This is a genomic window from Sporosarcina sp. NCCP-2222 (assembly GCF_023168145.1).
GTDB lineage: Bacteria > Bacillota > Bacilli > Bacillales_A > Planococcaceae > Sporosarcina.
The window spans coordinates 620825-642935 of the sequence record NZ_BQYK01000001.1; the positions used below are offsets into that span (position 1 = coordinate 620825).

Consider the following 22111-nt stretch of genomic DNA (forward strand, 5'->3'; position numbering starts at 1 on the left):
TCTTCTGCGATCGTCCAAGAAGACATCTTTTTTCCGGTTTAACGATTAGTATATCCCCATCTGTGCGGCATAGCTTTTTATCATAGTTTGAACAGCAGGACTTAATTGCTCGGGCAATTGGCGAATTGGAAAGAAGCCCGCCTCTGCCGTCTCTACTCCATCTGCTTTAAGTTCTCCCCCCATTACTTCGTTTGTTGCGTAAATCAAGGTCACTGAATAATATTCGTCTCCATTTTGTAAGACTGTATGAGTCTGGGGGCCCGAAAATACGCTAACGAGCTGCATCTTGCCAATCTCAATGCCCGTCTCCTCCAAAACTTCCCTTCTGCCGGTCTCTTCGGCTGTTTCTCCGAGCTCCATGAAGCCGCCCGGAATGCCCCAGCGCCCATCCACCTTCTTTTGCAGCAAGATTTCTCCCTTGTCATTCAGAACACCAACGCCGACACCCGTCAGCAGCAACGGCCGGTTGCCAACCTCAGCCCGCAAATCTTCGATATAACCCATACTACACTCCCCTTTGGCTTACGTAATAAGGCACTGCAATCAAAGCATACGTTCCCGGAAGCCGGTCTTCAATCCCTGCTGGTGCTCCTTTTGGAAAGGCCCAGCTCACTCCCTGATCTTCCTTCATTTTAACAATGTGAAAACCAGACACGATTAACGAATTGATTACTTCAGCTATCGTCCATCTCCTGATCAAATTCTTTTCAAGCTGCGGACGGATGCTTTCCGGTAGTAAAGATGCATATGCGACATCTTCCTCAGTATATGATTCATCAAAATAATTCCCCTCAAAGACAGCCTCGCCATCTTTATTGCACATCACTTTTGCGACGTACGGATGATATTCCCGAATAAGAAAGATACCGTCTGTAGCTAACAAACTGGCGATCTTCTTAAATAACGTAGGCAATTCAGCAAAATAATGCAGGACGCCCATTTCCAGAAGAACAAAATCGAACTTTCCTGCGTCATGAAGAGGCGTGTCCAGCAGATCCCCAACGATATAGGTAAGAGGAACTCCCGCTGCTTCAGCTAGCTCCATGGCATATTGCCGGTTGCCCTCTGATAAATCCACAACTGTCACCTCAGCTCCAAGCAAAGCGAAGCATACCGCTTTATTGCCTTTCGAGCCAAGCGGGTTCAGGATCCTTTTTCCATTGACTTCTCCCATTTCTTTTAGGTAATACATCACTTTATCTGCCGGGGCGGCTTGCAATTCTTTTGCATAGTCGCTCGGACTGCCATGTCTCCTTACCCAGGCTTCATAAGCGTATTGGTTCCATCCGACTTGATTTCTTTTGCTCATTTGTTTTTGTTCCATCTCGCTCCCCTTTCTAGTAGGGATGTAAGCTTTTCAGGATAGAGAATTGCTTTCCCTTCAATAAATTCGGAAAATGCAATCCATTTTGCCCAACCCTGTTTTTCACCTTCATGCACCCTAAACCGGTCACGCAAATAATTGCTTTCCTTCACAAATTCGACGTCATATAGCTGAATCACTTCATGTCCCATTTCGGACTGGATCGAAAAAATATTTTCCAAACAACCGATATAGGAAACAATCTTCACCTGCTCCCCAATTTCCTCAAAAAACTCCCGTTTCAATGCATCATCCGAACGCTCGCCAAACTCGACTGTTCCTCCAAGCGGTCGATAGTAAATGCCTTCCCCGCTAGAATGGGGACCTCTGCATTCTTCGACGAGCAAACGCTTATCCGACCATATACAGCCTAACGTTTTCACCCTCGGCAGAGAGGCGGGCCATTTCAATTCTGCACTCCTTGAAACGAGTAAGGTATGGATTCACGAAGCAATCCCCGAATCCCGCCTTCGTAATAAGGCATCTGGCGATCGGCAAACTCCATGTCCTTCCAGTCCACTTCCAAAATGCCTTCTTTGTCCTGAACAGCCAAATCCCCATTCACTTGATGTGCTAAAAAAGTGAAAAAGTGAACGTGATTGCCTTCTTTTTCTCTGAACGTTTCATTCACCGCGAGCAGTTTCTTCACTTGGACAGTAAGACCTGTCTCCTCCCATACTTCTCTCACTGCAGCTTCTTCCAGTGTCTCGCCTTCTTCTACCGATCCCCCTGGCAATGTCCAGTTATCATATTTCCTATTCTTCACCAAAACTACTTTTTCCTCTTTTGCGATTAATGTGTATACAACATCCAATCTTCTCATCCCCAGCATCTCCCTCTATTTTGCAGTATACTTTGAATCATAATGGAGGAAAGGAACTTAAACAATCATGGACAAAAAAACCTTTCAGAAGAAAATTATTGAACTTTATCAGGAAGATGAAATGGTGATGATTCGGCTTTTCATTCAGTGGTGTCAGAGAAAAGAACTTGACCCCCATGTACTTTACAGAACTGCCTATCCCACTCAGAGAGACAACGAAATTTTGACTCAACTGCTGGCTTCCGAGGAAACGTATGATGATATAGTGGTAGAAAATGACACGATGCTTGATTTATTGCAGCTTTTCGGCAATGACGAGCTTGCTTTTGTCGTGGCAGAGGAAATTGAAAAGACGCGAAAATAAGAGTTTGAAAGGCTGTAGAAATTTCTGGACAATGTTCAAGAATAAAAAGCGGCAGAATCTTTCTATTCATTTTTACTTTTCAATCAATCTGCTATATACTTAATATTAGTTCGAATACCGTAATAAAAGGGAGAGATGAGAATGGTAAAAAGCTTGCCGAAACGTTCCGAAGTAAAAGTTGAAGAAACATGGAACTTGGGTGATTTATTCAAATCCGAAAACGATTACAACAAAGCGATTGAAGAACTTGAACAAGAGGTTGCCGCTTATGCGGACAAGTTCAAGGGTAACATTGCCGACGAAACGTCCATCATTGAAGCGTTGAAAGGCTATGCTGCCATCTATGAAAAATTGGTGCCGATCGGTACGTATACAAGCCTAGCCATGAGTGAAGACCAAACGAATGACGAAGCACAAATGCGCTCCAGCAAATTTGGCTCGATCTCTGCTAAGTTAGGCAGTCAATTGTCATTCGTCACAAGCGAGCTTTCTGAGCTCCCTGCTGAATTATTGCAATCCGCTGCGGAGCAATCCGAGGAATTTAATCTCTATTTGCAAGAAATTCTGCGCGAGAAACCATATCGCCTTCATCCTGAAGTCGAAAAGACATTGGCGGCACTTTCTTCTGTATTGAACGCGCCTTATGGCCTTTACAACACGACGAAGCTTGTCGATATTAACTTTGGCGAATTCGAAGTGGATGGTGAGAAGTATCCGCTCAGCTACACTTCTTTTGAAGGCGGCTGGGAAACAGAGCCAGATACAAAGAAACGCAGAGCTGCATACGATGCTTTCCATGCAAAGTTACGAGAATACCAGCATACGACAGCCAAAACATATGATATGCACTTACAAGAAGAAAAGACGATGTCCGACCTGCGCGGTTATGAAACAGTTTTCGATTATTTATTATTTAGTCAAGAAGTAGACCGTTCCATGTACGACCGCCAAATCGACTTGATTATGAAAGAATTGGCGCCGCATATGCGAAAATATGCAAAGCTCCTTCAAAAGGTTCATGGACTGGATGAAATGACTTTCTCCGACTTGAAAATTCCACTCGATCCGAATTATGAGCCGAAAATCACGATCGAGGAATCAAAGAAATATATTGATGATGCACTTGCCATCATGGGTGAAGACTATATTGACATGGTGGACCGTTCCTACAAAGAACGTTGGACGGATTTCGCTCAGAATGTCGGCAAATCGACAGGTGCTTTCTGTTCCAGCCCGTACGGAGTCCATCCGTATATCCTAATCTCCTGGACTGGCAGCATGGAAGATGTCTTTGTCTTGGCACATGAACTTGGACATGCAGGGCATTTCTACAATGCTCATAAGAATCAGAACATCTTCAATTCACGTCCATCCCTTTACTTCATCGAAGCACCATCCACGATGAATGAAATGCTGATGGCGAACCACTTGCTTTCGAATTCGGATGATCCTAAATTCAAACGATGGGTTATTTCTTCCATTGTGGCCCGTACGTATTATCACAACTTCGTTACACACTTGCTGGAAGCGGCTTATCAACGAAAAGTCTATGACCGAATTGATGAGGGCGGCAGCGTGAACGCCAACGTATTGAACAGCTTGAAACGCGGAGTCTTGGAAGAATTCTGGGGTAACGACGTGGAAATCAATGAAGGGGCAGAACTGACTTGGATGCGCCAGCCTCACTACTACATGGGCTTGTATCCGTACACATACAGTGCCGGATTGACTATTTCCACACAAGTTTCCAAGCGGATTCTTTCCGAAGGGCAGCCTGCTGTTGAAGATTGGTTGAAAGTATTGCAAGCCGGCGGTACAAAATCGCCTGCGGAACTTGCAAAAATGGCGGGTGTCGACATTACGACGGAACAGCCTTTATTGGATACAATCGCTTATATCGGTGAGCTGATCGATCAACTCGTCGAATTGACCGACGAAATCGAAGCGGCAAAAGCATAATAGAGTCAGCGAAGGAAATGCATCCCGTTTCCTTCGCTTTTTTAATTCCACTCGCCGCCAAATTACCCTTCTATTCGTCATGCAATTGTCAATCATGTAATCTTTCGGTATCATAAAGAGAGACTAGTTTATTTGAGAAACGAGTGAATTCCATGCGTTCAACAGAATCCAATTGGTTTATCCGCTTAGGATGTTTATCACCAATCATTGGAACCATCGCGTTATTTGTATTGATACGGCAAGACTCCATTTTGGCGGCCTTTTTATTTTTTGCATTATTTTTCGGCTTCGCCATCCTGTTCCTCTATCTTTCCGGGAGAGCGGAAGGAAAAGCCAAACAGAAACAACAAGCGCATTTGGAGACTTTCCAACCGGCAAAACCATCGTATACCGAATCTCATGCTTATGTTTCCTATGATCTGCTGTCAAAAATAGCGATCGATGAGAAGCACCGTAAATTATATCTGTGGGTGCCTCCTCTACGGGACGGAAAGTATGTAAACAAAGCCTATGCTTCCATGCCTTATGAAATAGTAGAATACGGATACAAAGATCTGCTCGCAGTAGAAGTGTTTGAAAACGGTATCCGGCAAGAACGTTTTAAAAATCCTGATGAGCGGACAGACGAACGATTGGCTGCACTTGGCCAAGAATGGAAAGAAGAAACGAAATCCAAACTGCCTGTGGCCAAGAAAATCATCTACCGGAAAGTCGCCACATTGGAAATGAAACTCGTACTAGACGATGAAGAAAAACCGGTTCGAGTCATTCGGTTCTATTCAAACCTGGACAAGCGTTTAAAGAAGCAATCGGGCCAATATATGGCGATAAAGAAAGAAATGGATCATTGGACTTCTCTGCTTGCCTTTATTATGGACAACGGCAAATGAGAAATAGACCAGGCGGAGTGTTTCATACCGTCTGGTTTTTGTTTTTTGGGGGCATAGACCTTTCAGACCGCTCGTATCTCACCTTGAACCGCTCGTATATCCTCGCGAACCTCTCGTATCAGTTCCCTAACCGCTCGTATCTGTCTGTAACCACTTGTATCTAATCTCCAACAGCTCGTATATGTTCTGCGACCGCTCGTTTATGCCGGCGAGTGCTGATGATAAAGTAGCCGATATATCTGTAAAACTGACCAATAAACATGAAGCATTCAATCAACCCCGTAACCGCCCCCTCCTTGACTGCTTGCTACTAAGCTCCTTAACCTCATTATCCATCCTGACCCTCTAACTAAGTAAATCTACACTACAAAAAACTATCAGAATATAAGATAGATTTCTTCAATACGATATAGTACGATGAAAGGAGTTACTAGTCAGACTAATCTAATATCAAGGAACGAGGTTGTTGAATGCTGATTTCAAATCGTTTGCAACAAATGCCGCCCCATTTCTTTTCGTCACTGGTGAAGAAGGTGGATGCCGCACGGGCAGCCGGTAAGGATATTATCAATTTAGGCAGGGGGAATCCGGACCAGCCGACGCCTCCCCACATTATTAAGGCGCTGCAAGAAGCGGCAGAGAAGCCAGAAACTCATGGGTATTCGCCATTCAATGGAACTGCTGAATTGAGACAGGCAGTGGCCGGCTTTTATAAACGGGAATACGATGTTGATGTGGATCCGGATACCGAAGTGGCGATTATCGGTGGGTCCAAAATCGGTCTAGTCGAGTTGCCGCTAGCCATGATGAATCCGGGTGACCTCCTGCTTTTGCCCGATCCCGGGTATCCTGATTATTTATCGGGCGTCAGTCTAGCAGATATACAATATGCGACGATGCCTTTGTTGGAAAAGAATCAGTTCCTCCCTGATTTCTCCTTATTAACGAAGGAGCAGACGGAACAGGCAAAACTGATGTATTTAAATTATCCGAACAACCCGACGAGCGCCACAGCTTCCCGTGCTTTTTTCGATGAGGCGATTCAATTTGGCAAAGATCATGACATCTTCATTTTGCATGATATGGCGTATGGGGGTATTGGATTTGATGGTGAAAAGCCTGTCAGCTTCCTTCAGGCGGAAGGTGCCAAAGATATTGGCGTAGAAATGTATACGCTTTCAAAGACCTATAATATGGCTGGCTGGCGTGTCGCTTTTGCGGTTGGAAATCGACAAATGATCGAAGCCTTTAGACGTTTGCAAGATTATTTATTCATCAGCATTTTTCCGGCAGTCCAACATGCCGCGATTGCTGCGATATCTGAAAACCAGCAATGCGTCAAGGACATGACCGATTTGTATGAGCGGCGACGGGATGTTCTCATATCCGAATGCAGGCGGATCGGCTGGGATGTGACAGCTCCTAAAGCCTCCTTTTTTGCTTGGTTGAAAGTGCCGCCTGGTTATACAAGTGAAGCATTTGCCGACATTCTCCTGCAGCAGGCAGGTGTAGTTGTCACCCCAGGCATCGGATTTGGCACGCACGGTGAAGGTTATGTACGGGTCGGGCTGTTGGCCAGCGAGGAACGCATCCGTGAAGCTGTAGGAAGAATTGCCACCCTCGGCATCTTTTCACCGAGCGGGGTATGAAGCATGTATCCAATAAAATGAATCAGGTGGAGAAAACGTCTAGTTTTCTCCACCTGATTTCTTCTTTCACATAAAGCCGATATGAACAGAATCTGCAATATGTTGATAACCGATTTCCTTATAGATTTTATTGGACGTCGGATTCAGCATGTCTGTATAAAGGACACAAAACGCATACTCTTGAAGAAGTTCTTTTGAGACATGCGCCACTAATGAACGGGCATATCCCTTCCTTCTCTGATCAGACGGCGTAAACACCAGTGACACGGTGATGCTATTTTTCGTCGGTCTTGATTTTTTCATCATGGAAACAACCTCACCATCATGTTCCCATACGAAGACTTCCCCGTCCTCAATGAATTTAGAAACCTTTTCCTTTACCACATTTAAGTCCGTTACTGGCAGATGGGTATCTGATTCGAAGGCATTGTACCATTCTTCAATTAATGAGCTGTCCCCTTCGATCGCTTTACGCCAATTTCCCGGACTGTGCACGAGAGACTCATCTGTTACATCAAGCCGATACAGGCCTTGGTCCATTAATACAACTGAAGTCTGGCCAGTTTGCTTTTCCCACTCTGCTGAAAATCGCTCTGCCCAAGGTTTTTGACTGATGATTGATTGCACAGGAATGGAATGTTCGAGAATATACCGTATTGCTTCCTGAAATATTTCCTCGATCCGATCTTCTGCTGCAACAATAATGTTTAATGCATGCGGAGGCGTCATTTGGAACAGTCCCAATAATTCGCCTTCCTCTTCGACAATTCCCATAAAAGGATCTGCATATTTTCCAGCGCGAATGGCCTGCAAGACACCGTAAAACAGACTGTTCACATCTTCTCCCTGCTCTAAAATCGGTTCCGCCACCTGAGCGAAACGATCTGCATCTTCATATTGCTTAAACCTCATAACCCCACCCCATTCTGTTTTGAAGATTATACCGTTCCCTCTTGTACTTGTCATCCAATTTTTTCATCCATCTGGCGGAGCAGGCCAACAAAAAAAGGCTTTAAGATGAAATATCTCAGCCTTTTTGCATTGAGCATCTACTTCTTTTAGATACCATGATATGTACAGCGGAACGCTACCAAAGTATTGGCTTTTGCACCATCAGCCACAACATGACTAACATCAGCAGTATGTAAATCCATGTCGTATTCCATAGTCTACTCAAAATGATGCGTTTATCCTCTGCCTGCCCGAAGCGCCTAAGCACCCTTGTAAAGCCGCTTGCTAGAAAAAAAGCAGATAACAGCATGACGCCGAGTGTCATAATCACCCAGGACGTATACCAAGGCCATGGTCCAAACAGAATGAGGAGAGCGCCCGTCAATACTAAAGCATGCCCTGCATGCATAATGAAACGGACGGCCACAGAGATGAGCGACACATAGGACCGCTCAATCTCCCGTTGCACGCCATTCAGTTGTTTAATGACAAGAAGCAGTACAAACAATGGACCAATTGCCAGGACGGCACTTACGATATGGAAATACAGGATTATGTCATAGACCGTAACATTCATGAAACGGCCTATGTTAATTCTCTACAGCGCTGAATTCATGCACCCACACGCTCATCGTCGGAAGCCATGGCATTTTAGGGTGTAAGGACAGTATGGATTGTTTATAGTCTTCAAGATTATCAAAGCCTTCTTGTTTTGCATTCTCTTCCGTCAATTCGCCAAGTGTTTGAGCATATAGCTTATCAACCTTGAACTCCTTGCCTTCCAGCACCATAATTTCTCCCGGATATGCATAGACACCGTTTCGTCGTGTCGCTGTCTTCTTGCCTTCCAATACTTTTTTAACATCCGCAGGTACGGTTACGAGGCGTTCTACGGAACATGTTTTTTTCGGATAATCAGTCATTATTATTCTCTCCTTCGTCAATCAAAAGTACTTTATCAATTTTCCAGTCTAAAGCCGGATCAAAGCACGATAACGCCATTCTACCATGATTGTTTCAAAATCCTCCAGCAGCACAAAGGTACATCAGGTATTTTTTGAACATTTTTTGTCTGGCAGCTTGGCATTACCGAATGTTTTCTTCCACCAATACCTCAACATTTCCTCTGAGTGCCCGGCTGATCATACAAGAAGCTTCGGCCTTTGCAGTTAATTGTCTTGTCAGTTCCCGCTCTGCCTCAGATGCATTTTCCATCAAAGTAATGGCCGGCTTATGGATAATTTTCTTGTATGTAATGACTCCGTTCGTCACATCCACGATACCGACGGATTCCATCGTCAAACTCCGCTTCTCGATATGGCTTCTCTCCATCATCGCAGCCAATGTGATGATATAACATGTCGCAGCCGCTCCAAGCAGCATCTCATCCGGATTTGTTCCAATTCCGGGACCGTCCATTTCAATCGGAATCGAAACCTTGGTTTTTAAATGGAGCGCTTCAATCGTTCCCACGTCATTGCGGAGACCCGGCCAGTCCGCTTTCAAATGAAATTGATGTTCTGCCATAGTATCTGGCCCTCCTTCATGTCCTTCCATCATATCATGATTGCCGCATCCTTTCCTTGGATGCTGACTCCACGCCCACTCTCTCCTGATGACCCAATCATATAAATACAAAACGAAACGTCAATTGCGGAGGGATGAAAATGCAATTGCTAACCATCATTCTTATTGGAATAGCTGCAAACTTGGACAATTTGGGCATCAGTCTGTCATACGGATTACGTTATCATCGTATACCGATCGTGTATAATGTGGTCATCTCTTTCATTTCCATGCTTTTTGCCTACTTCTCCATTCTGGCAGGCAGCTGGATTTCCGGATATATTCCGATGAATGTCGCAAACATTCTGGGCGGTCTCGCTCTAATTGGTCTAGGCTGCTGGTTCATTTTAAAACCAGGCAGCCAGTCGACGGGCAATCCTTCACGGATCACGACCATACACTGGAAGGAGTCGATCGTGCTTGGTTTTATTCTGGCGATCAATTGCCTGACCATAGGGTTTGGAGCAGGATTTACAGGAGTTCCCCCTTTCCTGGCTTCCCTTTCCATCGGAGTGTTTTCATTCATCTCCATCGGGATTGGTGTCAAACTTGGCCATCGGATCGGCTATACGTGGTTCGGCCAGCAGTCCGACAGAATCGCGGGAGTACTTCTTGTACTGATTGGCTTATATGAAATTTTCATCTGATGCTTGTAATAAAAAGACCGCGTGCAACCGCGAACAGGATCGTTTTCCTTTTCGCAGCATTTTCTGCACGCGGTCTTTTGCTTATTTTACTTCGACTGTTTTTTCTTCGTGTTCATGCAAATCGTTGTCATCTTTAACGTGGATTTTGACTGTGTATTCCCCGGCTTGCTGGAATGTAAAGGAAGAATGATATTCACCCTTCGCAGCCTCCTCAGCATCTACCCAATCGTGTTTTTCTTGCCCCTCTTTCCAGATTTCGTAACGGACCTCTACATTCTCCAAAGGTTCGTTGTTCATTTGCAAATGTGTCACTAAGTCTGTCGACTTGCCAGCAGCTGGTGCATCCGGTTCCATGAAATGCATGGAGAATCCTTCGCTATGCCCGTGTTCATGGTCACCGCCGTGCTCATGGCCTTCTTCCACAGTATTGTTTCCACCATTGCCGACCGTTACAACTTTCTCCGGCATCGTATGCATATCACGCGCTGTGACATGGACTTGAATATGGAACTGGCCGTCATGTTCAAAGGAGGTTTCGGCTTTATAAAGGCCTTTTCCTTCATTGGATGTCTCGACCTTGTAAGATTCCTCTTTCTTTCCTTCCTCCCAAATCTCGTAGACCACTTCATTCGCGTCATCCACTTGCTCTTCGCCTTGGGTAACCACCGTTTCCATAACAATGGTTTCATTGACCTCCGCTTTTTCAGGTACAGTCAATTCTACGGAAATGGGAAGGATTTCTTCACTCTCCGAGGAATCTGGAGCTGCTTTGTCTTTGCTTGCTCCACAGGCTACCAGCATCATTACCATGCCAGCACTAATTAGCCAACTTATCTTCTTCATTCGATTTGCTCCTCTCACATTACATGCTTAACGTTTACAATAAAGTTCAGTATGATTATATAAACTGATTTAGAAATTCGTGTGAAGTAGTGAACTTCATTTTAATTTCACATTATCCAAGCAGACTGTAAGTAATTATGCTTTATTGAAAAGAGGTAAGAGTATGAAAAAGCCACTCACCGTATTAATTATAGATGACGAGCCTCAAATGAGAAGACTGATTAGAACATTTTTAGAGAAAGATGGCTATCTTGTCGAAGAGGCGACGGACGGGTTACATGCTTTGAAACGTCTTGGAGAGGTGAAGCCTGATTTATGCATCGTGGATGTCATGATGCCCTATATGGATGGATTTACTTTTGCAGCTGAACTTAAACAGATTTCGGATATTCCCCTCATCTTTCTCTCCGCGCGGGGAGAAGAATGGGATAAAGTGCAAGGGCTGAAAATCGGCGGAGATGATTATATTGTCAAACCATTTTTGCCTAGCGAGTTGCTTGCCCGCATCGAGTCGGTGCTTCGCCGCACGTATGGACGAACTGAAAAAGCAGAGATCCTGAACGTAGGTCCACTGGTCATCGATACCGATGCCCATACGGTGACTTTAAACGGGAATCCGATCAGCTTAACTTTGAAGGAATTTGGCGTGTTGCAAGTACTGATGAAACATAAAGGCCGGGTATTTACGCGAGAGCAGCTTCTCCACCTTGTTTGGGGCCAAGATCACCAAAGCACCGATCGGACAGTTGATACGCATATAAAAACGCTCCGGCTTAAACTAGGAGATTCAGGAAAATTGATTGAAACTGTCTGGGGCATCGGCTATAAGTTCGAGGTGTAACATGAAAAACTTGACCTTGAGCAGGAAACTCCTTGCTGTTCTCCTTTCAAGTATTGCGTTCACCATCTTGTTTTCATTCTTTTTCATCCATTTCCTGTATTCCAAGCTTTATTTGGACAGCATGGAAGAGTCCATTGTGTATCAAGGAAAACGGACAGCCTCCCACTATCATTATGGGGAGCTGAGTGACGAAATCATCGAAAAAATCCAGTGGTATAATATTGTGTCCGAATATGAAATTATTGTAGTGGATCAGCTTGATGAATTAACAACGTACTTTCCATATAAGCTGGACTATAAAAATCTGGTGGACAAGAATGATTATTCCTCCCTTGAAAAGGGAGCTTATGTCGTCAAAAAAGGATATGTGGAGGAATTGGGACGAGAAGTGCTCGGTGCTATCTTTCCAATCAAAGGAAACGACGGCCTAATCGGGTTCATCTATATCTACGTTCCTCTTGCAGACATTCAAGATGTTTTTCGTGAGAGCATACCGATCCTCATAGCGGTTGGAACTTTGTTCTTCTTCATTTTGTTCCTCGTCGTTAACCGGGCATGGCAATCGATTTTTAAACCGTTGCAGGATTTGCAGCACTTGGCCGGGGAAATATCAAAGGGAAATTATTCGAAACGAATGCTTACCAATCGCAATGATGAGATTGGCCAACTGGCAGACGCGTTCAATTCGATGAGCCATTCATTGGAGAAACAGGAGGAGCAAAAAAAGGAATTCACCTCCAACATCGTCCATGAATTACGGACTCCTCTTACGTATATTAGCGGGTATGTCCATGTCTTACAGGAGAAGATCTATTCTTCACCGGAAGAAGCGGAATCGTATTTGGCAACGATAGAGAAAGAGACAGAGCGTTTAAATAAATTAATCAATGATCTTGCTGATCTTAACCATCTGCAGGATGGCATGTACAAAATGGAGTATCAGCCGATCGCCATCGCCCAATTGTTGCTCGACACACTTGAGCTATTCCAATTCCGTTTGACCGAGAAAAATGCAGAGATGCAACTGGAACTGGAGGAAGACATTATTGTAGAAGGAGATCCGCAACGAATCCAGCAAGTTTTTTACAATACAATTGATAACGCGATCAAATATGCCGATCCAAACAGTTTTCTTCAACTACAACTGAGAGAAATAGATGGACAGGCTTCCTACAGACTGACCAATTCAGGCATTTCCATACCCAAAGAGGATCTTGCCCACATCGGTGAACGTTTTTTCAGAACGGATAAAGCGAGGAACCGAACAACAGGAGGTACAGGCCTTGGCCTATCAATTGTTAAAGAAATTGTCAGGATGCACGGTGGCACATTTACTATTGAGAGTGATGAATCAAATGGGACAACTGTAACGATCGGGTTGCCCTCCTTACCTACTGGCAGAAGGGACGAGTATGATGAATAAAAAATGGATTAGTGTTCTCATGCTGTTTTTTGTATTAAGCGGATGCGGTGGAAAAAACTATTCAGGGCCAAGTATCCCTCCTTTTGCATTTACAGATCAAGACGGTCATGAATTTGGAACGGAACAACTGCAGGATAAAATATGGATCGCCAGTTTCATTTTCACAAAATGTGAAACGGTTTGTACACCGATGACAAGTGAAATGGCTGATTTACAGAAGGTAATGCGTGAAGAAGACTTGGATGTTGAATTCGTTTCTTTCACTGTGGATCCGACTGTTGATTCCCCGGAACTTTTAAAACAATATGTAGGACAGTTCACTGACGATGAATCAAACTGGCATATGCTAACGGGCTATTCCCAGAAAGATATCGAGGAAATGGCGGTTTCAGAGTTTCAGACCATTGTGCAAAAACCAAAAACCTCGAGCCAAGTCATTCATGGGACGAATTTTTATCTGATTGACCGGGAAGGATATATAGTGGATGAATACAATTATGTCGATGATGAATATGTCAAACAAATCATACGCGATATCAAGAAGCTAAGATAAAATTATTCTTTCGTTTGTTTTCATGGTCGTAAAACTGATAGGATAAACATAAATAAAACTCGCATCGGGAGGTTTTACAGTGAGTGAACCGATGAAAGAAGTCATATCCAGCCTTCCTTTTTTTAAAGTGGAACGATCGGTTGAGTGGTTTGAACAGAAACAGCAGCAATCGGCTCATGCCATTCACTTATACGTCGAAAAAATTTGCACGCCCAGTCATACCTTTGAACTGACACACGTCCATGATGTGTCGTACCGGCCCTTTTCAAACGGCGATGGACTCTTCTATTTGCATACAAATCAGGGTCTCTTCACCTTTGAAGTGAAAACGGATCCTACTGATTTCATGACGTCTTACCGTAAGTTGAGGGGAGATTTTTATCCATTGTAAATTGGAATTCCTCCTACAGTATTTGTTTAATTCTTTGCATTCGAGGTATAGATAGACAAATACGTTTTGGAGGGATTATTTATGACATTGAAAAAAATCGTTGAAAATGCAGTACAAGCCAAAAAAGAAATCGAAGAGTTAGCAACTCAAGGCTACTCACATGATGATATTTACATTTTCGCACATGATAAAAAACGTTCGGACGATATTACAGAAGCGCTCGATACAGAAAAAGTCGGCATGGCAGAGCAAGGCTTCCTGGACAGCATGAAAAATATGTTCACATCCCGCGGAGATGAGCTGCGCAACAAGATGGAGGCAGCTGGCCTGACTGCAGAAGAAGCTGCAGATGCAGAGCGTGAATTGGACCACGGGAAACTGGTATTAATTGCAAAAAAATAAATGTAAGTCTAGACTCTATCCGCCATTGGATAGGGTCTTTCTTTGCTTTCCCCCTCTTTCATTTTCATGTATGATGTAGATGGAAAGCAGGTGCGATTATGGATTCGAAACTTTGGAAGCTTGGGTTCTTTACGGCTTTGACATCGTTCGTCCTTCTAATACTGGGTACACGAACTATTTTAGGAAACCAACTAGAGGTAAAAAACTATTTGACATTTGCCGTTTTTGGCCTGACAGTCGGTATGCTGGCGACTCTCTTGCGATTTTACAAAATGAAAGCAGGATTTTGGATTTTCATGGCCTCCTTGGCAATCGGCTTCGCAGAAATGTTCCGAAGCTTTATTATGGACAAAGACGGCTGGGGGGATGCCGCGGGAATCCTTTCCCTCTTCATCATTACTTCATTTGGCTTCGGCATCACCTTGATCGTCCAGGCGGTCAAAATGTTACTTTCCACAACAAATGGAACTAACCGACCCTCTTGAATGGATGAGGACTAGAACAATTGGTTTCTAGTCTTTTTTTGTGTCGAAATTGGAATCACAAGTGCACTTTCTCGGCAATTGGTTTTGCTAGCAGCCAATTCTACGAAACAATGATGACTAGTTTACTACACTTAATTACTTACCACTAAAACCCTGTAAAAAAATGCTTTTTCATATCTAAGTTACGTGATTTATGATATGATAAGGACATCGTATACAGGAACTACTAGACTTCTCTTAGTCACCTTCCTAAAAGGGAAGGATGTGAAAACGAATTTCTAGTAACATAACAAAATCATTATTTGATATCCTAACGGATTATCCAACGACCGATATATCATTAACCTTCAATGACGAAGAACAAGTGCCTCGGTTAGCCATTAGTTATAAGGAAAATCGCTACGAGTTATTAAATTTGCAGAACAACACTATCGACTCTTATGAAGATCTAGACTCTGCAATTTCTGCCATAAAAAAAGGAATGAATAATAGATGATAATCTTAAAACCTCACACGCGAGGTTTTTTTTGCGTCCTACATAAATAGCAGTTCCTAAACTACAGTAAAGTGGCAGTTATATGATTTAGTTGTCTTCCTAAAATACAATCCCCTCGAAAAATGAAATTCGGTCAGTCAGCGAATTCTTCGATGAGTTGATTGGTTTCATTTGTTTTACTAGCTCCCACTGCCAGACAGAGTTCGCAGTATTCCGTCTCACTCGCCTACCAAACTTTGCATAGTGGATATTTAAACTCGCCTCCCCTGTACTTCCATTCCTCACTTCAAAAATTGTATCCCCCGCCACTTTTTAGTAGTAACCGGGATATTTATCCCCTCCTTGAAATATAGTAGAAGCACGGTTGTAAAAATGGATCTATATTTACAAAGGGGCTGGAAGCATTGACTAGAAGAACGGCTGAACCTTACAAAATCAAAAGCGTCGAAACGCTTGCGATGCTGACGTATGACGAACGAAAAAAATCACTGGAACGAGCCGGATATAATACGTTCCTCATTGATTCCGCAGATGTGTACATCGACTTGCTCACTGACAGTGGGACAACCGCAATGAGTGACGCGCAATGGGGCGCACTCATGACGGGCGATGAGGCGTATGCCGGAAGCAAAAGCTGGAAACGGCTTGAACAAGCCGTACGGGATGTTTACGGCTATCAGTATGTGTTGCCTACTCACCAGGGCCGCGGTGCGGAAAATATTCTCTCGCAATTGAAGATTAAGCCAGGCGATTACGTACCTGGGAATATGTACTTCACGACGACGAGAGCCCACCAGGAATTGAATGGTGCAACCTTCGTTGACATTATTATTGACGAGGCACATGATCCGCTATTCGAGCATCCATTTAAGGGGAATGTAGATCTCCAAAAACTAGGGAGCCTTATCGAAGAGGTTGGGGCAGATCGGATTCCCTATGTATGTGTAGCTGTGACAGTGAACCTCGCAGGCGGACAGCCTGTCAGTATGCAAAACTTAAAGGATGTCTACATGCTTTGCAAGTTTCATGGAATCGATGTGATGTTCGATGCGACGCGCTGTGTGGAAAATGCGTATTTTATTAAAGAACGCGAAGAGGGTCACAGCCACCGACCTGTCGCGGATATATTGAAAGAAATGCTCTCCTACTCGGATGGCTGCACTATGAGCGGGAAAAAGGATTGTCTCGTCAATATGGGCGGCTTTCTGGCGATGAACGACGAGGAGCTGTACATCCGTTCACGGGAATTGGTTGTTGTCTACGAAGGGATGCCTTCCTATGGCGGGATGTCGGGACGGGACATGGAAGCGATGGCTGTCGGCATTAGGGAAGCTGTCGATGATCACTACATCGAACATCGAATCGGACAAGTGCGGCACCTCGGGGAACAGTTGATTGCAGCAGGCATTCCGGTCGTCCAACCAATTGGCGGCCATGCCGTGTTTTTGGATGCCCGCTCATTCCTATCACACCTCCCACAAGAAGCGTTTCCTGCCCAGGCACTAGCGGCAGCTCTCTATTTGGATTCGGGTGTACGCAGCATGGAACGGGGCATTGTGTCTGCCGGACGGAATCAGCAAGGAGAACATAATAAACCTAAGCTGGAACTCGTGCGACTGACGATTCCGCGTCGGGTTTATACGAATAACCATATGGATGTTGTGGCGGATTCCATTATTGAGCTATATAATAAGCGGGATTCGATTTGCGGTCTGCGCATGGATTATGAACCGCCAACCTTACGCTTTTTCACTGCACGTTTTTCACCGCTGGCTCAAGAAGGCAATCTGATGAGCGATAACTGAAAAAAAAAACTGTCATCAGCCGAATCAGTTCGGGCGGATGACAGTCTTTTATGTTGGTAGAGTGCGCTTACGCATTCACTTTATTTTTCTTAATTTGTTTACTGCGTAGCTGACCGCATGCCGCGTCAATATCTGTTCCATGCTCCAGACGGACGCCACAATTGATTCCGCGTTTCTTCAGCGTCTCATAAAACGTCTTGATGGAGGCTGGTTCACTGCGCTGGTATTGGCTATGTTCGTCAACCGGGTTATATGGAATCAAGTTGACATACGACAAGTGTCGCTTATTGTATAGGAGCTTCGCCAGTTGTTCCGCCTCAGCAGCGTGATCATTCACATCATTTAGCAGAATATATTCAAACGTAATCCGGCGATTGGTCGTTTCCAAGTAGTAATCGATCGCTTCCATCAATTTCTCGATTGGATACGCTTTGTTAATTTTCATGATCTGTGTTCGCAGTTCATTGTTCGGTGCATGAAGTGATACGGCGAGATTAATTTGGATATTCTCTTCCGCGAATTCGCGGATCTTCGGCGTCAATCCACTTGTCGATACGGTAATATGACGCGCACCGATCGATAACCCTTTTTGATCGTTCACGACACGAAGGAAATTCATCAAATTCGTGTAGTTGTCGAATGGCTCACCGATTCCCATGACGACGATATGGCTGACCCGTTCCTCTTCCCCAAGCTCATCCAAATGCTGTTGGACCTTCATGATCTGACCGACGATTTCTCCTGCATCCAAATCGCGATTTTTCCGCAGCAAGCCGCTGGCGCAGAAACTGCAGCCGATGTTGCAGCCGACTTGTGTCGTTACACAGACCGATTGGCCGTAAGGAAACTTCATCAATACGGTTTCAATCAAATTGCCGTCCTGCATTTTGAATAAAAACTTAATCGTGCCGTCTGCCGAAACTTGTTTAACTTCCTGTTCCAATGTTTGGATTTGAAAGTTATCCTCCAACAATTGCAGGCATTCTTTATTTATATTCTTCATGTCCTCAAAGCGGACCACTCGTTTTTTATAGAGCCAATCCCAAACCTGTGCGGCACGGAATTTCTTTTGTCCCTGTTCCACTAACCAATCTGTCAGCTGCTCCAAAGTCAAACCGTAAATTGATTTTTTCATTGCAATTCCTCGCTTCTCGTTTTGCATTCAGTCAGTATACCACAAATCTGACAGGAAGTTAACTCACAGCTGTTGAAAACATCCTCATTTTACGGTTATTTTGCGTCTTTTCCTTGAACTTTATCCTGTTTAATTTTCATGAATAAGACAAGCACATTCATGAGCGTCAATACAGTAAGCATTACGCCGATCCACGTATGCCCTTCCATAAAGCGATTGATTGTGAAATAGGTTAGAAAAATGATTAGTGCAACATCAATATATTTGGGTGTCATCATTGTCATCCCGTCCCCTTCTTTTATCTCTTAGGGATTAGTATAACAGCTTTACGGTTGGACGGGAGACGCGGATGCCAATATTGAAGACAATTCATTCAAAAATACATCCATCTGTTCATCAGTTCCAATCGTGACGCGAATAAAATCGGAAATTCTTTCGGCATTGAAATGCCGAACAAGGATGCCATGAGCCTTTAATTGTTCGTATATGGCCTGGCCTTCCCATTCATCATACTTAATAAAAACAAAATTAGCGGCAGACGGAAGTACGGTGCAATTCATTTTTTGCAGTTGCTTAATCACTCGCTCGCGCGTTTTGAGAATTGCCGCTGTCGTATTCCGAAAATACGCAACGTCTTCCATAGCGGCCTTTGCTCCTGCCAGCGCCAGGCGGTCGACCGGATACGAATTGAAAGAATCCTTTATGCGAATCAATCCTTCAATCAACTTTTCGTTCCCGATCGCATAGCCAACCCGCAGACCTGCAAGAGACCTTGATTTTGACATCGTTTGCACGACGAGCAAGTTATCATAGGTTTGAACAAGACAGGCAGCAGATTTCGGGGCAAAATCAATATACGCTTCGTCGATGATGACGACACGCCCTTCATTCTCCTGCAGAATCCGTTCGATCTCATCCAGTTCCTCATATAGACCGGTCGGTGCATTCGGATTTGGCAATATCACGCCTCCTGCTGATTGAAAGAACTGTTCCACTGGCAGTGTAAAATCATTATTCAAGCGGATTTGTTCATAGGAAATATCAAAGAGTTTGGTATAAACCGGATAGAAACTATACGTGACATCCGGAAAAAGAATTGGTTTGCCTGGTTCGAAAAAGGCCATAAATGAGAAAGCAAGCACTTCATCGGAGCCATTGCCGACGAAAATATTTTTTTTCGAAAAGCCAAATGACTCGGCAATCGTTTCCCGCAATTCATCCGCACTAGGACTAGGATAGCGCTGCAAATTCCGTTGCATTTCCTCCTGGATCGCTTGATTGACAGCTGGACTTGGCGGATACGGATTTTCATTCGTATTCAGCTTAATCAGCCCTTCCAGTTCCAGCTGTTCTCCTGGTATGTAAGGATCCGTTCGCCGCACCATGGAACTCCACAGTTCAGTCATTGGCTGGCACTTCCTTTTTCAAACGCCGCTCGCGTAATACGCCAACTACATCGTCCGGCGATACATCCGCTAGTTCCATTAGGACCAGCGCATGGTAGACCAAGTCAGCGAGCTCGTTTTTTAATTCAGTTGTATCTTTATTTTTAGCTGCAATCACAACTTCCGTCGCTTCTTCCCCAATCTTTTTACATACTTTGTCGATCCCTTCCCGAAATAGATAGGAAGTATATGAACCTTCCACTGGATCGTTGCGTCTGCCTTGAATCTCATCCGAGAGCTCGAACAAGATATTGCGTACCTTGGATTCCCCGGAAACGGCGGTGAAAAAACAAGTTTCTTCACCAGTATGGCAAGCAGGACCCAGTGGCTCGACTTGGATGAGGACGGTATCTTTATCGCAGTCAACGGACAAGCTCTTCACTTGCTGGCGATTGCCTGATGTAGCCCCTTTATTCCATAGTTCCTGCCTGGATCTGCTGTAAAACCATGTTTCCCCTGTCTCAAGTGTTTGCTGGATTGCTTCTTTGTTCATATAAGCCAGCATTAACACGTCGCCATTCCTTTGATCTTGCACAATCGCAGGAATCAGACCATCTTCGTCGTATCGCAAACCTTCCAAATTACTCCGCATAGCAATCATCCTTCACATCAATACCACGGTCTTGCAAAAATCGTTTTAATTCTTTGATACCGATCTCGTCATAGTGGAAGACCGATGCAGCCAGAGCCGATTCCACACGCCCATTCGTCAACACTTCTAGGAAGTCCTCTTTCGTTCCAGCGCCACCGCTTGCCACGACCGGAATGCTGACGGCTTCGTCCAGCGCCTTGTATAATTCAATGTCGTAGCCGGCTTTTACGCCATCCTCATCAATACTGTTGACGACTAGTTCGCCTGCTCCCCAGCGCTCCCCTGTCTTTGCCCATTCTATAGCATCGATGCCGGTCTCTTCTTTTCCGGCTTTGGCATATACCTTCCACTTTCCGTCGCCAGCCCGTTTCACATCCATCGAAAGCATGATTCGTTCCGGCCCAAAGCGTTTCACCGCTTCCGGAATTAAATCCGGATCCGTTAATGCCGCGCTGTTTATCGAAACTTTGTCTCCGCCCGCAGCCAGCACATTTTCGATATCCTTTAACGATTTAATGCCGCCACCGACAATGAAAGGGATCGGCACGACAGCCGCAATTTCTTGGATTAAGTCCAAGAACATTTCCCGTCCGTCGACAGACGCGGAAATATCATAGAATACGAGTTCATCTGCTCCGTCCGCCACATATTTTTTTGCGCGTTCTAATGGGTCTGCCACTTCTTGTACATCGAGAAACTTTCGTCCCTTCACAACTTTTCTATTATCAATGTCCATACATGGAATGATTCGTTTCAGCTTCATCTACTAATCGCCTCCTGTAATGAGTTCATGGATACCTTGCCTTCGTATAACGCTTTTCCTACGATTGCCCCGTATAACCCCATGTCTGCTAATCTACGAACATCTTCTTCTGTTGAAACACCGCCTGATGCGATGATATCTAAATCGGCCATTTGATTGACTAGTTCCAGTTCTTCAAAATTCGGTCCTTGCAGCATGCCATCTTTTAAAATATCTGTGTAAACAACAGTGGATACACCAGCCTGCTGAAGCTCCTCAAGTAAATCCACAGCCTTCACAGCGCTCGTTTCCGTCCAACCGTCCGTAGCAACGAATCCATTGCGGGCGTCAATTGAAACGGCAATCCTGCCCTCATACAAAGCGGCTGCCTCTCGCAAAAATGTCCGGTTCTCTATGGCGGCGGTTCCGATAATGACCCGGTTAACGCCTCCATTCAAATAGGATTTCACTACTTCGAGTGACCTGATGCCGCCTCCTACCTGTACAGGGACACGCACAGCAGCTGCAATATCCTGAATCACTTGCTGATTGATAGTTTCACCTGACCTGGCCCCATCCAAATCAACGATATGAATAAATTCAGCGCCTTGCTTTTCAAATTCCTTCGCCATTTCAACAGGCGAATGATGATAAATTACTTCATCCTCATAATTTCCTTGAAGCAAACGAACACAGTTGCCCCCTCGAATATCAATTGCCGGAAATAAAATCATGGAGATCCCCCC

At 44.5% G+C, this 22111-nt stretch carries 27 protein-coding genes; 12 read left to right on the plus strand and 15 right to left on the minus strand.

What is annotated here, in order from left to right; translation table 11 throughout:
- Positions 1-45: 45 nt before the first annotated feature.
- Genes NCCP2222_RS03215 through NCCP2222_RS03230 form a run of 4 tightly spaced genes read right to left on the minus strand, consistent with a single transcriptional unit; the run spans position 46 to position 2186 of the window.
- Positions 46-504: an NUDIX hydrolase gene (locus tag NCCP2222_RS03215; protein ID WP_248509551.1), complete on the minus strand. Its 459-nt coding sequence runs from the start codon at positions 502-504 to the stop codon at positions 46-48.
- Between the two features lies 1 nt (position 505).
- On the minus strand, positions 506-1324 hold the full coding sequence (locus NCCP2222_RS03220; RefSeq protein ID WP_248509552.1) for a class I SAM-dependent methyltransferase: 819 nt from the start codon (positions 1322-1324) through the stop codon (positions 506-508).
- On the minus strand, positions 1306-1773 hold the full coding sequence (locus NCCP2222_RS03225; protein WP_248509553.1) for an NUDIX hydrolase: 468 nt from the start codon (positions 1771-1773) through the stop codon (positions 1306-1308). Before NCCP2222_RS03225 ends, NCCP2222_RS03220 begins: the two co-directional genes overlap by 19 nt.
- The gene (locus NCCP2222_RS03230) at positions 1770-2186 is read right to left on the minus strand and encodes an NUDIX hydrolase (protein WP_248509555.1); all 417 of its coding nucleotides are present in this window, start codon (positions 2184-2186) and stop codon (positions 1770-1772) included. Before NCCP2222_RS03230 ends, NCCP2222_RS03225 begins: the two co-directional genes overlap by 4 nt.
- 67 nt (positions 2187-2253) lie before the next feature.
- On the opposite strand from NCCP2222_RS03230, the gene NCCP2222_RS03235 reads away from it, so the two are divergent.
- The 4 genes from NCCP2222_RS03235 to NCCP2222_RS03250 all read left to right on the plus strand — a co-directional run bounded on the left by NCCP2222_RS03235 (position 2254) and on the right by NCCP2222_RS03250 (position 7048).
- Positions 2254-2550 carry a hypothetical protein gene (locus NCCP2222_RS03235; RefSeq protein ID WP_248509557.1) on the plus strand — a complete coding sequence of 99 codons (297 nt, stop codon included), beginning with the start codon at positions 2254-2256 and terminating at the stop codon, positions 2548-2550.
- 141 nt (positions 2551-2691) lie between these two features.
- On the plus strand, positions 2692-4509 hold the full coding sequence (gene pepF / locus NCCP2222_RS03240; protein ID WP_248509559.1) for an oligoendopeptidase F: 1818 nt from the start codon (positions 2692-2694) through the stop codon (positions 4507-4509).
- A 152-nt stretch (positions 4510-4661) separates the two neighbouring features.
- Entirely contained in the window at positions 4662-5399 is a 738-nt protein-coding gene (locus tag NCCP2222_RS03245; protein WP_248509561.1) for a hypothetical protein, read from the plus strand.
- Positions 5400-5869: 470 nt separating this feature from the next.
- Positions 5870-7048, plus strand: coding sequence for a pyridoxal phosphate-dependent aminotransferase (locus tag NCCP2222_RS03250; protein WP_248509562.1), 1179 nt, complete (start codon positions 5870-5872; stop codon positions 7046-7048).
- A 66-nt stretch (positions 7049-7114) separates the two neighbouring features.
- Here NCCP2222_RS03250 and NCCP2222_RS03255 read toward each other — a convergent pair whose 3' ends face one another.
- The 4 genes from NCCP2222_RS03255 to NCCP2222_RS03270 all read right to left on the minus strand — a co-directional run bounded on the left by NCCP2222_RS03255 (position 7115) and on the right by NCCP2222_RS03270 (position 9526).
- Complete coding sequence (locus tag NCCP2222_RS03255; protein WP_248509564.1) at positions 7115-7960, minus strand: GNAT family N-acetyltransferase; 846 nt, start codon at positions 7958-7960, stop codon at positions 7115-7117.
- Between the two features lie 175 nt (positions 7961-8135).
- Positions 8136-8576: a DUF2269 family protein gene (locus NCCP2222_RS03260; RefSeq protein WP_248509565.1), complete on the minus strand. Its 441-nt coding sequence runs from the start codon at positions 8574-8576 to the stop codon at positions 8136-8138.
- Positions 8577-8589: 13 nt separating this feature from the next.
- On the minus strand, positions 8590-8922 hold the full coding sequence (locus tag NCCP2222_RS03265) for an ASCH domain-containing protein (RefSeq protein ID WP_238080227.1): 333 nt from the start codon (positions 8920-8922) through the stop codon (positions 8590-8592).
- Positions 8923-9085: 163 nt separating this feature from the next.
- A complete protein-coding gene (locus tag NCCP2222_RS03270; RefSeq protein ID WP_248509566.1) occupies positions 9086-9526 on the minus strand; it encodes an OsmC family protein in 441 nt (146 codons plus the stop codon).
- Positions 9527-9666: 140 nt separating this feature from the next.
- Between NCCP2222_RS03270 and NCCP2222_RS03275 the strand changes: the two genes are divergently transcribed.
- Positions 9667-10212, plus strand: coding sequence for a manganese efflux pump MntP (locus tag NCCP2222_RS03275; RefSeq protein ID WP_248509567.1), 546 nt, complete (start codon positions 9667-9669; stop codon positions 10210-10212).
- Between the two features lie 81 nt (positions 10213-10293).
- Here the strand turns inward: NCCP2222_RS03275 and NCCP2222_RS03280 are convergent, their stop codons facing one another.
- Positions 10294-11055: a FixH family protein gene (locus NCCP2222_RS03280; protein WP_248509568.1), complete on the minus strand. Its 762-nt coding sequence runs from the start codon at positions 11053-11055 to the stop codon at positions 10294-10296.
- A gap of 163 nt (positions 11056-11218) precedes the next feature.
- Between NCCP2222_RS03280 and NCCP2222_RS03285 the strand changes: the two genes are divergently transcribed.
- The 7 genes from NCCP2222_RS03285 to NCCP2222_RS03315 all read left to right on the plus strand — a co-directional run bounded on the left by NCCP2222_RS03285 (position 11219) and on the right by NCCP2222_RS03315 (position 17451).
- Positions 11219-11896 (plus strand): response regulator transcription factor, encoded by a 678-nt coding sequence (locus tag NCCP2222_RS03285; protein WP_248509571.1) that lies wholly within the window; start codon positions 11219-11221, stop codon positions 11894-11896.
- 1 nt (position 11897) lies between these two features.
- Positions 11898-13319: a sensor histidine kinase gene (locus NCCP2222_RS03290; RefSeq protein WP_248509572.1), complete on the plus strand. Its 1422-nt coding sequence runs from the start codon at positions 11898-11900 to the stop codon at positions 13317-13319.
- Entirely contained in the window at positions 13309-13872 is a 564-nt protein-coding gene (locus tag NCCP2222_RS03295) for an SCO family protein (RefSeq protein WP_248509573.1), read from the plus strand. The genes NCCP2222_RS03290 and NCCP2222_RS03295 overlap by 11 nt, the downstream gene beginning before the upstream one ends.
- Before the next feature lie 79 nt (positions 13873-13951).
- Positions 13952-14263 carry a hypothetical protein gene (locus tag NCCP2222_RS03300; RefSeq protein WP_248509574.1) on the plus strand — a complete coding sequence of 104 codons (312 nt, stop codon included), beginning with the start codon at positions 13952-13954 and terminating at the stop codon, positions 14261-14263.
- A gap of 81 nt (positions 14264-14344) precedes the next feature.
- The gene (locus NCCP2222_RS03305) at positions 14345-14665 is read left to right on the plus strand and encodes a YflT domain-containing protein (RefSeq protein WP_184207570.1); all 321 of its coding nucleotides are present in this window, start codon (positions 14345-14347) and stop codon (positions 14663-14665) included.
- Between the two features lie 98 nt (positions 14666-14763).
- Positions 14764-15150, plus strand: coding sequence for a hypothetical protein (locus NCCP2222_RS03310; protein ID WP_248509575.1), 387 nt, complete (start codon positions 14764-14766; stop codon positions 15148-15150).
- 900 nt (positions 15151-16050) lie between these two features.
- Positions 16051-17451, plus strand: coding sequence for a tyrosine phenol-lyase (locus tag NCCP2222_RS03315; RefSeq protein ID WP_248509577.1), 1401 nt, complete (start codon positions 16051-16053; stop codon positions 17449-17451).
- 67 nt (positions 17452-17518) lie between these two features.
- On the opposite strand, the gene rlmN is transcribed toward NCCP2222_RS03315, so the two are convergent.
- The 6 genes from rlmN to hisA all read right to left on the minus strand — a co-directional run bounded on the left by rlmN (position 17519) and on the right by hisA (position 22099).
- A complete protein-coding gene (gene rlmN, locus NCCP2222_RS03320; RefSeq protein WP_238080238.1) occupies positions 17519-18586 on the minus strand; it encodes a dual-specificity RNA methyltransferase RlmN in 1068 nt (355 codons plus the stop codon).
- Positions 18587-18681: 95 nt separating this feature from the next.
- Positions 18682-18870, minus strand: coding sequence for a hypothetical protein (locus tag NCCP2222_RS03325; RefSeq protein WP_248509578.1), 189 nt, complete (start codon positions 18868-18870; stop codon positions 18682-18684).
- A gap of 42 nt (positions 18871-18912) precedes the next feature.
- Positions 18913-19992: a histidinol-phosphate transaminase gene (gene hisC, locus NCCP2222_RS03330; protein ID WP_248509580.1), complete on the minus strand. Its 1080-nt coding sequence runs from the start codon at positions 19990-19992 to the stop codon at positions 18913-18915.
- Positions 19985-20623 (minus strand): bifunctional phosphoribosyl-AMP cyclohydrolase/phosphoribosyl-ATP diphosphatase HisIE, encoded by a 639-nt coding sequence (gene hisIE / locus NCCP2222_RS03335; protein WP_248509586.1) that lies wholly within the window; start codon positions 20621-20623, stop codon positions 19985-19987. The genes hisC and hisIE overlap by 8 nt, the downstream gene beginning before the upstream one ends.
- Positions 20613-21386 (minus strand): imidazole glycerol phosphate synthase subunit HisF, encoded by a 774-nt coding sequence (gene hisF / locus NCCP2222_RS03340; RefSeq protein ID WP_248509588.1) that lies wholly within the window; start codon positions 21384-21386, stop codon positions 20613-20615. The genes hisIE and hisF overlap by 11 nt, the downstream gene beginning before the upstream one ends.
- The gene (hisA, locus tag NCCP2222_RS03345) at positions 21383-22099 is read right to left on the minus strand and encodes a 1-(5-phosphoribosyl)-5-[(5-phosphoribosylamino)methylideneamino]imidazole-4-carboxamide isomerase (RefSeq protein WP_248509590.1); all 717 of its coding nucleotides are present in this window, start codon (positions 22097-22099) and stop codon (positions 21383-21385) included. Before hisA ends, hisF begins: the two co-directional genes overlap by 4 nt.
- Between the last annotated feature and the right edge of the window lie 12 nt (positions 22100-22111).

Bases quoted from the DNA above. Each gene is read 5' to 3' on its own strand.
- NCCP2222_RS03280 (WP_248509568.1), bottom strand. From the start codon at position 11,055: ATGAAGAAGATAAGTTGGCTAATTAGTGCTGGCATGGTAATGATGCTG.
- NCCP2222_RS03250 (WP_248509562.1), top strand. From the start codon at position 5,870: ATGCTGATTTCAAATCGTTTGCAACAAATGCCGCCCCATTTCTTTTCG.
- NCCP2222_RS03295 (WP_248509573.1), top strand. From the start codon at position 13,309: ATGATGAATAAAAAATGGATTAGTGTTCTCATGCTGTTTTTTGTATTA.
- NCCP2222_RS03270 (WP_248509566.1), bottom strand. From the start codon at position 9,526: ATGGCAGAACATCAATTTCATTTGAAAGCGGACTGGCCGGGTCTCCGC.
- NCCP2222_RS03275 (WP_248509567.1), top strand. From the start codon at position 9,667: ATGCAATTGCTAACCATCATTCTTATTGGAATAGCTGCAAACTTGGAC.
- NCCP2222_RS03235 (WP_248509557.1), top strand. From the start codon at position 2,254: ATGGACAAAAAAACCTTTCAGAAGAAAATTATTGAACTTTATCAGGAA.
- NCCP2222_RS03215 (WP_248509551.1), bottom strand. From the start codon at position 504: ATGGGTTATATCGAAGATTTGCGGGCTGAGGTTGGCAACCGGCCGTTG.
- NCCP2222_RS03220 (WP_248509552.1), bottom strand. From the start codon at position 1,324: ATGGAACAAAAACAAATGAGCAAAAGAAATCAAGTCGGATGGAACCAA.
- hisIE (WP_248509586.1), bottom strand. From the start codon at position 20,623: ATGCGGAGTAATTTGGAAGGTTTGCGATACGACGAAGATGGTCTGATT.
- NCCP2222_RS03290 (WP_248509572.1), top strand. From the start codon at position 11,898: ATGAAAAACTTGACCTTGAGCAGGAAACTCCTTGCTGTTCTCCTTTCA.
- NCCP2222_RS03255 (WP_248509564.1), bottom strand. From the start codon at position 7,960: ATGAGGTTTAAGCAATATGAAGATGCAGATCGTTTCGCTCAGGTGGCG.
- NCCP2222_RS03230 (WP_248509555.1), bottom strand. From the start codon at position 2,186: ATGAGAAGATTGGATGTTGTATACACATTAATCGCAAAAGAGGAAAAA.
- NCCP2222_RS03325 (WP_248509578.1), bottom strand. From the start codon at position 18,870: ATGACAATGATGACACCCAAATATATTGATGTTGCACTAATCATTTTT.
- NCCP2222_RS03265 (WP_238080227.1), bottom strand. From the start codon at position 8,922: ATGACTGATTATCCGAAAAAAACATGTTCCGTAGAACGCCTCGTAACC.
- NCCP2222_RS03305 (WP_184207570.1), top strand. From the start codon at position 14,345: ATGACATTGAAAAAAATCGTTGAAAATGCAGTACAAGCCAAAAAAGAA.
- hisA (WP_248509590.1), bottom strand. From the start codon at position 22,099: ATGATTTTATTTCCGGCAATTGATATTCGAGGGGGCAACTGTGTTCGT.
- NCCP2222_RS03285 (WP_248509571.1), top strand. From the start codon at position 11,219: ATGAAAAAGCCACTCACCGTATTAATTATAGATGACGAGCCTCAAATG.
- NCCP2222_RS03310 (WP_248509575.1), top strand. From the start codon at position 14,764: ATGGATTCGAAACTTTGGAAGCTTGGGTTCTTTACGGCTTTGACATCG.
- hisF (WP_248509588.1), bottom strand. From the start codon at position 21,386: ATGAAGCTGAAACGAATCATTCCATGTATGGACATTGATAATAGAAAA.
- NCCP2222_RS03245 (WP_248509561.1), top strand. From the start codon at position 4,662: ATGCGTTCAACAGAATCCAATTGGTTTATCCGCTTAGGATGTTTATCA.
- pepF (WP_248509559.1), top strand. From the start codon at position 2,692: ATGGTAAAAAGCTTGCCGAAACGTTCCGAAGTAAAAGTTGAAGAAACA.
- rlmN (WP_238080238.1), bottom strand. From the start codon at position 18,586: ATGAAAAAATCAATTTACGGTTTGACTTTGGAGCAGCTGACAGATTGG.
- hisC (WP_248509580.1), bottom strand. From the start codon at position 19,992: ATGACTGAACTGTGGAGTTCCATGGTGCGGCGAACGGATCCTTACATA.
- NCCP2222_RS03260 (WP_248509565.1), bottom strand. From the start codon at position 8,576: ATGAATGTTACGGTCTATGACATAATCCTGTATTTCCATATCGTAAGT.